This window comes from Methylobacterium oryzae, from assembly GCF_021398735.1.
GTDB lineage: Bacteria > Pseudomonadota > Alphaproteobacteria > Rhizobiales > Beijerinckiaceae > Methylobacterium.
Window position 1 is genome coordinate 69,734 of the sequence record NZ_CP090350.1, and the last position, 11,347, is coordinate 81,080.

Consider the following 11,347-nt stretch of genomic DNA (forward strand, 5'->3'; position numbering starts at 1 on the left):
GCCTGAGCGATCTCTGTCCCGCTACGGATGCAACGCCGGACGGATCGTGCGGAACGCGGGCGCCGCCGTGGAGGCTGGCACCGGACGCGGTGACGCGGCCGCGCTTTTCGCGCTCCGGAAGCCGCGCGGCCCCTTCTCGGACACCTATCCGATGGGCCATGCCTTGAGAGGCCTCGTCATCGGCGCCGGACTGGGACATGCCTGTCCGCACCCCGATGCCGTCGGCGGCCGCAACCGATCCGGCGGCGCGCCGCCGGGAACGCGGCGCGAACGACAGGGGTGGGACGACGCGCGCGAGGACCTGCTCGACGCGCGCTCCGGGAGCCGGGAGCCCGGCGACCGCTGAGACAGACCGGACGGCCGGGGCGACCCGGGCCGCCCACGCGAGGAGACGACCATGACCGACGAACCGCACGGCTTCGACCGCGGCCTGACCAATTACGGCGACCGCGACTTCGCCCGGTACCTGCGCCGCTCCTTCGCGCGCTCGATGGGCATCTCGGTCGGCCTGCTGAACAAGCCGGTGGTCGGCATCGCCATGACGCCGTCGGGCTTCAACAACTGCCACCGGGGCATGCCCGAGCTGGTGGAGGCGGTCTCCCGCGGCGTGCTGGCGGCCGGCGCCCTGCCGCGGCCGTTCCCGACCGTGTCGCTCGGCGAGGTTTTCCTCAACCCGACCAGCATGATGTACCGCAACCTCATGGCCATGGACACCGAGGAGATGATCGGGGCCCAGCCGATGGACGCGGTGGTGCTGATCGGCGGCTGCGACAAGACCGTGCCGGCCCAGCTCATGGGCGCGGCCTCCGCCGACCTGCCGGCGATCCAGCTCGTCACCGGCCCGATGTCGACCGGCCGCCACCGGGGCCAGCGGCTCGGCGCCTGCACGGATTGCCGGGGCTTCTGGGCCAAGTACCGGGCCGGCACCGTCGACGCCGAGGAGATCGCCGAGGTCGAGGGTCGGCTCTCCGTCACGGCCGGCACCTGCGCGGTGATGGGCACGGCCTCGACCATGGCGTGCATCGCGGAGGCGCTCGGCATGTCGCTGCCGGGCACCGCGGCGATCCCGGCGGTGCATTCCGACCGGCTGGTGGCCGCCGAGGAGACCGGCCGCGCGGCGGTGCGGCTGATCGAGACGCGGATCCGGCCCTCCCAGGTGATCACGCAGAAGTCGGTCGAGAACGCGATCCGCGTGCTGATGGCGGTGTCGGGCTCGACCAACGCCATCGTGCACCTCACCGCCATCGCCGGGCGGCTCGGCATCCGGATCTCGCCCGAGCGGTTCAATCAGATCTCCGACGAGACGCCGGTGCTGGTCGATCTGAAGCCCGTGGGCCAGGGCTACATGGAGGATTTCCACGCCGCCGGCGGCATGGGCGCGCTCCTGCGCGAACTGCGCCCGCTCCTTCACCTCGACACCATGGACGTGGAGGGCCGGATGCTCGCCGAGCGTCTGGACGAGCCGGAGGCCTGGGTCGACCGCGCGGTGATCCGCACCGCGGCGGATCCCGTATCGCCCGTCGGCGGCTTGGTGGCCCTGTCCGGCAGCCTCGCGCCCGACGGGGCGATCTTCAAGCGCGCGGCGGCGACGCCCGAGCTGTTCGAGTCGGAGGGCCGGGCGGTGGTGTTCACCGGCCTGGAGGACCTCTCGGCGCGCATCGACGACCCCGACCTCGATGTGGCGCCCGGCGACATCCTCGTCCTGCAGAATGCCGGCCCGCACGCGGCCGGCATGCCGGAGGCGGGCTACCTGCCGATCCCCAAGAAGCTGGCGCAGGCGGGCGTGAAGGACATGGTGCGCATCTCCGACGCGCGGATGTCGGGCACGGCCTTCGGGTCGATCGTCCTCCACGTGGCCCCGGAGGCCGCGGTGGGCGGACCGCTGGCCGCGGTGCGCGACGGCGACCGCATCCGCCTGTCGATCCGGGACAAGCGCGTCGATCTCCTGGTCGCGCAGGACGAGATCGCCCGCCGGCTCGCCGACCATCGCCCGCCCCCGGCCCCGGCCCGGGGCTACAAGGCGCTCTACCGGCGCAGCGTCACGCAGGCCCCGGAAGGCTGTGACTTCGACTTCCTCGCCAAGGCGGAGGGCTGACGGCCCGCAACCCTCCGTCCGGACGCGCCGGACGGCCGTGACGGACACCGTCGATCCGAAAACCGCGGCCCGCCCGACCGCGGGCCGCGCGCCGTCGCGGCATCTGAGGCCATCGCATCGCCCGTGCCTGTCCCGGCGGTGAGGCGGCCCGAGCCGGGGTGCCGCCTCGGACCGGCTCAGCCCGGGATCGTGGAGCGCGCCGCCTCGAGCAGTTCCCCGGCCAGGGCCTCGTCGTCGACGCCCCGGGCCAGCACCACCGCCCCCACCATGGTCGACAGCGCGATCAGGGCGCGCTGCCGGCGGCGTTCCTTCGACGCTCTGGGCAGCCTGTCCGCGATGAGACCGGCGAGCCCCTTGACCCCCTGGGTGAACCGCGCCCGCAGGGCGCTTCCGGGCGGCTCACGCCCGACGTCGTTCACCAGCGCCGCGACGGGGCAGCCTCTCCCCGGCGTGCGGACATGCCCCAGGGAGAGGTAATTCTCGATGAAGGCGTCGAGGTTGGCCCGGTACTCGGCGCTGATCGCCGCGTCGAACGCCTCCGCAGCGAGGGCATCCTTGCTGGCGAACTGACCGTAGAAGCCGCCATGGGTCAGGCCCGCGGCCGCCATGATGTCGACGACGCCGATACCGTGCAGGCCGCGCTCCCGGAACAGGGCCGAGGCGACCTCGACCACGCGCTGGCGGTTCAGCTTGGCTTGCTCCTGCGAGACCCTCGGCATCGTACCGTCCTCCGCTCCGCCTCCTCACATAGATGCGAGATGTCATTTATTGAAGGGACGGCGAGCCGCGGATGCCCGAGGCCGGGCGGAGAGCGGCGTCGCGGTCGCGCCGCGGCGGCCGTTCAGGGCTGCCGACCGGCCCGGGCGAGGGGGCGAAGCGCGGGCCGGTCGACGCACCGCGCGCCCGGGACCCGAGCGCGCGATCGCGGGATGCCCCGAGCGGGGCATCGGTGGGGGGCGGCCGGGTCAGGGCTCGGCCGGCACGGGCACCGGTGCGGGGCCGGGTGCGGTCCGCGGCGCGTGCGCGTCCCGCGCCACCCGGAACCAGAGGGCGTAGAGTGCCGGCAGGAACAGCAGGGTGAGCAGGGTCCCGACGCCGACGCCGCCGATGAGCACGTAGGCCAGCGCCCCCCAGAACACCGAGTGGGTCAGCGGGACGAAGGCGAGCATCGCGGCAGCGGCCGTCAGGATCACCGGTCGGGCCCGCCGCACCGTCGACTCGACGATGGCCTCGTAGTCCGACAGGCCCGCCGCGCGGTCGTGGTGGATCTGGTCCACCAGGATCAGCGTGTTGCGCATCAGGATGCCGGACAGCGCGATCAGGCCGAGGATCGCGTTGAAGCCGAAGGGCTGGTGGAAGACGAGCAGCGTCGGGACCGCCCCGACGAGGCCGAGCGGCGCGGTCGCGAACACCATGAACATCGTGGTGAACGAGCGGACCTGCAGCATGATGACCGTCAGGGTCATGATCAGCATCAGCGGGAAGACCGTGACGAGCGCCTTCATCGCCTTCTCGCTCTCCTCCACCGAGCCGGCCGTGTCGATGCGGTAGCCGGGCGGCAGCCTCGCCTTGATGGCCGCGAGTTCGGGGACGATCTGCGCGTGGATGTCCGGCGGCTGCTTGCCGTCGATCACGTCGCCCTGCACGCGGATGTAGGTCTCGCGGTTGTAGCGCTTGAGCACCGCGTCCTCGTTGCGGCTCTCCAGGTGCGCGACCTGGGAGAGCGGCACCTGCCGCCCGTCCCGCGTGGCCAGCGTCAGGTCGCCGATGTCGCCGAGCGAGCGGCGCTCGGGGCCGGGGCTGCGCAGGAGCACGTCCACGGAGCGGAGGTTCTCGCGGACCTGGGTCGCCGGCGTCCCGTTGAGGTAGCTCTGCAGCTGCTGGCCGGCCTCCTTCGGCGTCAGGCCGATCAGGCGCAGGCGCTCCTGGTCGAGGGCGAGGTGCAGAGTCGGCGTCCTGTCGCCCCAGTCGAGGTGGACGAGGCGCATGTTGGGGTTGGCCATCATGACGTCGCGCACCTCCGCGGCGATGCCCCGGATGACGGTGAGGTCGGGCCCGACCACCCGGAAGGCGACGGGGAAGCGCACCGGCGGCCCGAACACGATCTGCAGCACCCGCACCCGCGCCTCGGGGAAGCGGCCGTCGTCCACGAGCTTGCGCACCTTGCCGCGCAGCACGTCGCGGGCGTGGGAATCCGCGGTCTGGACGACGATCTGCGCGAAGGCGGGGTCCGGCAGCTCCGGGTCGAACGAGAGCACGAAGCGCGGCATGCCCTGGCCGATATAGCTCGTGATCTCGCCCGCCTCGGGCAGCGCGCGCACGGCCGCCTCGACCTTCCGGACGCTGGCCTCGGTGGTCGCGAAGGCGGACCCGGTCGGCAGCGTCACCTCGACGATGAGCTCGGAGCGCTCCGAGTTCGGGAAGAACTGCTTCTCGACCTTGCCCATGCCGACCGCGGCCGCCGCGAACAGCGCCACGGTGATGCCGGCGGCCATCCACTTGTGGTCGACCGAGAGCCGCACGACCCGGCGCAGGCGCTGGTAGTTCCGCGTGGCGTAGATCGCGGCGTGCCCGCCCTCGACCTTCTTGATGTCGGGCAGGAGCTTGACGCCGAGGTAGGGCGTGAAGGTCACGGCCACGATCCACGAGACGATCAGCGAGAAGGCCACCACCCAGAAGATGTTGCCGGCATACTCGCCCGCCGTGGAGGCGGCGAAGCCCACCGGCAGGAAGCCCGCGATGGTGACGAGCGTGCCGGTCAGCATCGGCGCGGCGGTGGCGCTCCAGGCATGGGTCGCCGCCGAGACCCGGTCGGCGCCCTCCTCCATGCGCACCACCATCATCTCGATGGCGATGATGGCGTCGTCGACGAGGAGGCCCAGTGAGATGATGAGCGCGCCGAGCGTGATGCGGTCGAAGTCGCGGCCGGTGATCATCATCACCACGAACACGGCCGAGAGGGTGAGCGGCACCGCCAGCGCCACCACGATGCCGACCCGGAAGCCGAGCGCCACGAGGCTGACGAAGATCACCACCGAGAGCGCTGTGAAGAACTTCACCATGAACTCGTGGATGGCGTCGTCGATCACCCTCGCCTGGTCGGTGATCTTCGTGAAGGTGATGCCGGTCGGGAGATCGCGATGGATCGCGACCTCCTCGGCGTTCAGCGCCTCGCCCAGGCTCAGTCCGTTGAAGCCCGGCTTCATCACGAGGCCGAGCACCAGGGCCGGCGCGCCGTCGTTGCGGATCGCGAAGGTCTTCGGGTCCTCGTAGCCGCGTTTCACCTCGGCGATGTCGCCGAGCTTGAGGCTGCGGTCGCCGGCCGCCACCGGCAGGTCGCGGATCGCGTCGAGGCCGTCGATGGCGCCGTCGAGGCGCAGGTAGACCCGCGGGCCGTCGGCCTCGACGAAGCCGGCCGGCGTCACGTCGTTCTGGTTGGCGAGCGCCGCCAGCAGCTGCTGGCCGGTGATGCCCAGGGTCGCGAGGCGCTGGTAGGAGACCTCGACGAAGATCTTCTGCGCCTGCTCGCCGAGGATGTTGATCTTCTCGACGCCGGGCACGCGCAGCAGCCGCTGGCGCAGGTCCTCGGCGCGGAGCACGAGATGCCGGTGCGGCAGCCCCTGGGCCTGGAGCGCGTAGAGGGCGAAGTAGACGTCCGAGAACTCGTCGTTGAACAGCGGCCCGAGCACGCCGCGCGGCAGGCCGGAGGCCTGGTCGGAGAGCTTCTTGCGCGCTTGGTAGAATTCCGACTGGAGCCGGGCCGGCGGCATACTGTCCTTGAAGAAGACCTTCATCAGCATCAGGCCGGGGCGGACGGTCGTCTCGACGCGGTCGTAGTAGACGAGCTCCTGCAGCCGCTTCTCCAGCGGGTCGGCGACCTGCCGCTGCATCTCGTCGGTGGTCGCGCCGGGCCAGGCGGCCGAGACCGCCATGGTCTTGACCGTGAAGGTCGGGTCCTCGGCGCGCCCGAGCTTCTCGAAGGCGAAGATCCCGGCCGCGGTGACGGCGAGCAGGAGGAACAGCGTGACGGCGCGCTCGCGCACCGCCAGGGCCGAGAGATTGAAGCCGGAGGCGTTCATCGGCCGGCCTCCACGACGCTGGCGTCGGCCTGACGGACCTTCTCGCCCGCTCTCAGCAGATGGGCGCCGAGCGCGACGATCCGGTCACCGGGCGTCAGGCCCGAGGCGACTTCCGCGGTCTCCTCCGACAGGCGCGCGACGGTGACGGGCTGCGCCGCGACGGTCTGGGTCTCGGCGTCGTAGCGCCAGACGGCCGAGCCGCCGCCCTGGTCGAACAGGGCCCCCAGCGGCACGGACACCGAAGCCCGCGCCTGCCCCTGGGCAGGGATCAGCTGGAGCGTCACAGTCGCCCCGAGGGGCGCGGTCTCGCCCCCGCCCGACAGGATGTAGCGGGCGCGGTATGTGCGGGTCGCCGGATCGGCCGTGGCCGACAATTCCCGGAGCTTGGCCGGGTAGGTCGTCTCGCCCTCGGCGTAGAGGGTGGCCGACGCCGTGCCCTTCGCGCGTTGCCGGCTCCCCTCCGGCAGGAACACCTCCGCCTCGCGCGCGCCGTCGCGGGCGAGCTTCACCACCGTCTGCCCGGCGGCGACGACCTGGCCGGGCTCGGTCGGCACCTCCATCACGACCCCGTCGGCATCGGCCTGGAGCTCGGAATAGCCGGCCTGGTTGGCGATCTGGCTCGCCTGCGCCTCGGCGTTGGCGAACTGGGCGATGGCCGCGTCGGCGGCCGCCTTGTTCTGGTCGTAGGTCTGCTTGGAGGTCCACCCGTCGCCGACGAGCTTGCGGCTGCGCTCCTCGTCGGCCCTGGCCTTGATCATCTGCGCGCGGGCCGCCTCGACCGAGGCGCGGGCCGCGTTGAGCGCCAGGGTGAAGTCGGTCCGGTCGAGCCGCATCAGGGGCTGGCCGAGGCGCACGTGGTCGCCCGGGTCGACGAGGCGCTCGAAGATCTTGCCGCCGACCCGGAAGCCGAGGTTGCTCTCGGTGCGCGCCCGGATCACGCCGGTGTAGCGCGCCACCGCCGCCGAGGCGGGCGCGACCGCGACGGTCTGCACCAGCGGCGGCTCCGGCGTGACGGCGGTCTCGGCCGGCGAGCATGCCGCGAGTGCCAAGCCGGCGAACCCGATCACCCATCGCGCGTCCATCACCGAGCCCCGTCGCAGCCGATCGCCCAAAAGAATTATGACCATCATTTATTCTGGCGCGATACCGCGGTCAATGGCGGCCGCGCCCGGCGTCGGCCGAGGACTGACGCGCGCCGTCCCCTCCGGCTCCGATCCGGAGGCCGTCCGATCCCCCTTGAAGAGAGCGGGGTCTGCCGGCATCTCACGATCATGCCCGATGTCGCGCTCGACGAAGCCAGCCTCGCCCGCTTTCTCGATGCCTTCTACGGGCGCGTGCGCGGCGATGCGCTGCTCGGACCCGTCTTCGCGGCCGCGATCCCCGACCCGGACTGGCCGCGGCACATGGAGACCGTCCGGGCGTTCTGGTCCTCGGTCCTCTTCAAGTCAGGCCGGTACAAGGGCAACCCGTTCGGCAAGCATCTCGCGCTGGGCCGCCTCGAGCCCGAGCACTTCGCGCGGTGGCTCGACCTGTTCGGGGAGACGGCCTCCGCCCATTTCCCGCCCGAACCTGCCGCCCTCCTGATCGAGCGCGCGCACCGCATCGGCGACAGCCTGAAGGCGGGCCTGTTCTTCCGGCCAGACGTGCTGCCCGTGCCCGCGGCGGGATCGGCCGCGCCGTGACCCGCGGAGAAGGCGCACGCGTGAGACGCACGCGGAGCCGCGACCGGCGGGACGGCCCGAGATCCCGGGGGGGCGGGTCCGGAGCCCTCAGAGCGCGGCCGGACTCGTGCGCGCCCGACGGCAGTGAATCAGCCACAGCACGATCGCCACGTTGACGGCGTTCCAGGCCAGCCCGTTGACGAACGCCGCACGGTAGGAGCCGGTGGCGTCGAAGATCGCCCCCGTGAGCCAGCCGCCGAGCGCCATGCCGGCCAGCGTCGCCATCAGCACCGCACCGATCCGCGCCCCGGCCTCCTCGGCCGGGAGGTACTCGCGCACGATGATCGCGTAGGCCGGCACGATGCCGCCCTGGAACAGGCCGAACAGAGCCGAGATCACGTAGAGCGAGGTCAGGTCGTCGAACGCGAGGTAGAGCGCGAGCGCCGCCGCCTGCAGCAGCGCACCGGCCAGCAGCGTCGCGAGACCGCCGATCCGGTCGGCGACGAAGCCCGACGCGACCCGGCTGACGATGCCGAAGCCGAGCATCAGCGACAGCATCTGCGCGCCGCGGGCGACGCCGTACCCGAGATCGCTGCAGTACGCCACGATGTGGACCTGCGGCATCGCCATCGCCACGCAGCACGCGGTGCCGGCCACGACGAGGAGGCCCTGCAGCGCCGCGGGCGACAGCGTCGTCACGGCCTGCGGACCGGCCGCGCACGTCGCCGAAGCCCGCGGCGGCCGGCCCCGCATCGCCAGCGCGAGGGGCAGCATGGCGACGAGGCAGAACAGGCCGATTCCGGCCTGCGTCGCGCGCCAGCCGTACGCGTGGACCGCGCGCTCCACCACCGGCGGCCAGAGCGTGCCCGCGAGGTAATTGCCGGACGCGCACAGCGCGACGGCGAGCCCTCGCCGGCGCGAGAACCAGCGCGACACGTCGGCCATCAGCGGTCCGAAGGCGACCGAGCTGCCGAGCGCCCCGACGAGCACGCCGTGCACGAGGGCGAACTGCCAGAGGTTCGTCGCGAGGGCGCTGAGCCCGTAGCCGAGGGCCAGGCAGACGGTGCCGAGGAGCAGCGGGGGCACGATGCCGATGCGGTCCGCGAGCCGGCCCATCAGGAGGCCGCCGACCGCGAAGCCGACCATCGTGAGGGTATAGGGCAGGGCGGCCGCCGCCCGATCGACCCCGAACTCGGCCTGAACGGCGGGCAGCACGACGACGACCGACCACATGCCGACGCCTCCGACCGTGCCGAGCGCCGTCGCCGCGGCGAGCCGACGCCAAGCGCGGCCCGAATCGGCAATCCCATCCTCAGCCATTCCGGCGCACATCGATCTCCGTCCGTGCGGCGCGTTTCACACGAATGCGCCTTCGTCGCCAGCACCGGGCCCGCCCGTCGGCGCGGGCCTTCGGGACACCGCTCGCTTGCCGACGCGCGCCTCACCCGGCGCTGCCGCGGCGCGCGATCGGTGCTAGAGGTGCCGCCGCGCTCGCCGGCGATGCCGGCTCGGGCCGGGGCGACCATCGGTCGGCCGATGTCGGGCCTCGATGGCGCCCGTCCACCGACTACCCGTACGAGAGGGCTGACGCCACGATGCGAACGATCGTTTATGCCGATGGCGGTTGCGACCCGAACCCCGGGCCGGGGGGGTGGGGCGTCGTCATCGCGGCCCCGGACGGCACGATCGAGCTGTGCGGCGGGGAGCCCGGCACCACGACCAACAACCGGATGGAACTGACGGCCGCGATCAAGGGCCTCGAGCATTTCCCCGCCGGGGCCGCGATCGAGATGCGGTGCGACAGCCAGTACGTCGTCAAGTCGGTGACCGAGTGGATGCGCGGCTGGAAGGCGCGGGGCTGGCGCTCGACGACGGGTGACGTGAAGAACGTCGATCTCATGAAGCGCCTCGACGAACTGAACGCGGCGCGGGACGTGAAGTGGACCTGGGTCCGGGGGCATGCCGGCGACCGCCTCAACGAGCGCGCCGACGCGCTCGTCCACAGGGGGCGTCGCGAAGCGAAGCTCGGCAAGCTCGAGTCGCGGAGCAGCGCCGCGCCCGTACCGGCCCCGACCGCCGCACCGGCGCCGTCGAGCCGGGGCGCCGACCTGCGGATCGACCTCGCGCTCGGCCTCCAGGTCGCTCGGGCCGCGAAGGCGGCGGGTGTCACGCCCGACGCACTCGTCGACGATGCGATCCGCTTTTACCTGGAGATCGGGCCGAGCGAGGTCGCACGCCTGCGATCAGGCCGGGCCTAGCGGGCGAGGCCGCGCGCGGCGACGCCGGGTCGCCGTTCCGCGATCTCCGGGACGGGGCTCGGCCTACTCGCAGACCTCGATCCGCCGAATGTGCTCGTACCCGTACGGGTCGATGTACGCGCGGCGCTCGAAGTGGCAGGCGCCGTACGGGTCGGGCGCGGCGTAGACGGGGCGACCCGGGTAGTACCCGCTGTTGGCGGACGCGATGGCGCTCCCGGCCACGACGCCGCCGAGGATGCCCAGCGCCACGGCGCCGCCGACGCCGATGCCGCGCGCCTGAGCGGCCGGCGGGGTGGCGCAGAGTGCCAGAGCGACCAGCGCGGCCGCACCGCCGGTCCGCAGAAACGTTTGACGCATGGTGTCCTCCCATTCCTCGATGCGGACACCATGAGCCCGCGACCGCCGGATCTCGGTGCTGATCGGCACCCCGAGTTCAGGGCCCGCCGCGCGCGACGCGGTGCCGGGCGATCCGGCGCTGTCATCGATCCTGTTCGGAGCTGTGGTAGCTACCCGGACCGGCCGCGCGGCCTTGTGGACCGCGCGGCGCTCGTGAACGGGACCGCCATGCGCTTCTCTGCCCTCGTCGTCGGTTTGTGCCTGACCTCCTTCCCGATCGGTGCGGCACTGGCACAACCGGCCCCGAAGCCCGCGCCCACGACCGCGCCGGATCCGGCCCTGCTGAAGGTTGCCCGGGAGACCGTCGCGCAGATGCAGGGTGATCGTGCCGCGACGCTCGGCTCGATGGCGGCCCCCATGATCGGCATGATGCAGCAGATCGGGATCAAGGAGCCCGACAGGGCGCAGGTGCTGGTGCAGGAGGTCGTCATGCCGACGCTCACGGCGCACTACGACGAGCTGCTCGACATCCAGGCGCGCGGTTTCGCCACCGTGCTGAACAAGGACGAGTTGCAGGCCATCGCCGCCTTCTACGCGACCCCCGCCGGGAAGCGCCTCGCGGCGGCCCAGCCGCAGCTCGCTCAGATCCAGCTCGCGGGCATGCAGCAATGGATCCAGTCGGTGATGCCCGAGATGCAGGGCAAGCTGACGACGGCCATCCAGGCCCACGGCTGGGCGCCGGGCGGACCGGCGAAGCCGCGTTGAGCCTCCCCGGGCCGCGACGTCTTCCGAGCGGAGCGGCGCCCTGCTTCGAAGGCGTCGATAGGCCGGACACGATGCGGGGCGCTGGGACAGCGTACCCGGACGCTCGGTCAGCGCGGCGGGCCTGAACGGTCAGCCGATGGCCCAGAACAGCGG

Annotated in this window: 10 protein-coding genes; 5 read left to right on the plus strand and 5 right to left on the minus strand. The window is 72.4% G+C overall.

The window, feature by feature from the left end:
* The first annotated feature begins 46 nt into the window (after positions 1 to 46).
* Both LXM90_RS28715 and LXM90_RS28720 read left to right on the plus strand, forming a co-directional pair.
* Positions 47 to 346: a hypothetical protein gene (locus tag LXM90_RS28715; protein ID WP_020094909.1), complete on the plus strand. Its 300-nt coding sequence runs from the start codon at positions 47 to 49 to the stop codon at positions 344 to 346.
* A gap of 51 nt (positions 347 to 397) precedes the next feature.
* Positions 398 to 2,095: an IlvD/Edd family dehydratase gene (locus LXM90_RS28720; RefSeq protein WP_103985141.1), complete on the plus strand. Its 1,698-nt coding sequence runs from the start codon at positions 398 to 400 to the stop codon at positions 2,093 to 2,095.
* 176 nt (positions 2,096 to 2,271) lie between these two features.
* Here LXM90_RS28720 and LXM90_RS28725 read toward each other — a convergent pair whose 3' ends face one another.
* The 3 genes from LXM90_RS28725 to LXM90_RS28735 form a co-directional block, all read right to left on the minus strand.
* Positions 2,272 to 2,814: a TetR/AcrR family transcriptional regulator gene (locus LXM90_RS28725; RefSeq protein ID WP_020094907.1), complete on the minus strand. Its 543-nt coding sequence runs from the start codon at positions 2,812 to 2,814 to the stop codon at positions 2,272 to 2,274.
* A gap of 246 nt (positions 2,815 to 3,060) precedes the next feature.
* Positions 3,061 to 6,174, minus strand: coding sequence for an efflux RND transporter permease subunit (locus LXM90_RS28730; protein WP_103985140.1), 3,114 nt, complete (start codon positions 6,172 to 6,174; stop codon positions 3,061 to 3,063).
* Positions 6,171 to 7,256: an efflux RND transporter periplasmic adaptor subunit gene (locus tag LXM90_RS28735; RefSeq protein WP_091978509.1), complete on the minus strand. Its 1,086-nt coding sequence runs from the start codon at positions 7,254 to 7,256 to the stop codon at positions 6,171 to 6,173. The genes LXM90_RS28730 and LXM90_RS28735 overlap by 4 nt, the downstream gene beginning before the upstream one ends.
* Positions 7,257 to 7,445: 189 nt before the next feature.
* On the opposite strand from LXM90_RS28735, the gene LXM90_RS28740 reads away from it, so the two are divergent.
* Positions 7,446 to 7,856, plus strand: a complete 411-nt coding sequence (locus tag LXM90_RS28740; protein ID WP_103985139.1) for a group III truncated hemoglobin — start codon at positions 7,446 to 7,448, stop codon at positions 7,854 to 7,856.
* Positions 7,857 to 7,943: 87 nt separating this feature from the next.
* On the opposite strand, the gene LXM90_RS28745 is transcribed toward LXM90_RS28740, so the two are convergent.
* Positions 7,944 to 9,155, minus strand: a complete 1,212-nt coding sequence (locus LXM90_RS28745; RefSeq protein ID WP_234083279.1) for an MFS transporter — start codon at positions 9,153 to 9,155, stop codon at positions 7,944 to 7,946.
* A 275-nt stretch (positions 9,156 to 9,430) separates the two neighbouring features.
* Here LXM90_RS28745 and LXM90_RS28750 point away from each other — a divergent pair, with 275 nt between their 5' ends.
* Positions 9,431 to 10,093 carry a ribonuclease H family protein gene (locus LXM90_RS28750; protein WP_020094902.1) on the plus strand — a complete coding sequence of 221 codons (663 nt, stop codon included), beginning with the start codon at positions 9,431 to 9,433 and terminating at the stop codon, positions 10,091 to 10,093.
* A 63-nt stretch (positions 10,094 to 10,156) separates the two neighbouring features.
* On the opposite strand, the gene LXM90_RS28755 is transcribed toward LXM90_RS28750, so the two are convergent.
* Positions 10,157 to 10,450 carry a hypothetical protein gene (locus LXM90_RS28755; protein WP_026605213.1) on the minus strand — a complete coding sequence of 98 codons (294 nt, stop codon included), beginning with the start codon at positions 10,448 to 10,450 and terminating at the stop codon, positions 10,157 to 10,159.
* Between the two features lie 207 nt (positions 10,451 to 10,657).
* On the opposite strand from LXM90_RS28755, the gene LXM90_RS28760 reads away from it, so the two are divergent.
* A complete protein-coding gene (locus LXM90_RS28760; RefSeq protein WP_026605212.1) occupies positions 10,658 to 11,194 on the plus strand; it encodes a DUF2059 domain-containing protein in 537 nt (178 codons plus the stop codon).
* Positions 11,195 to 11,347: the final 153 nt, after the last annotated feature.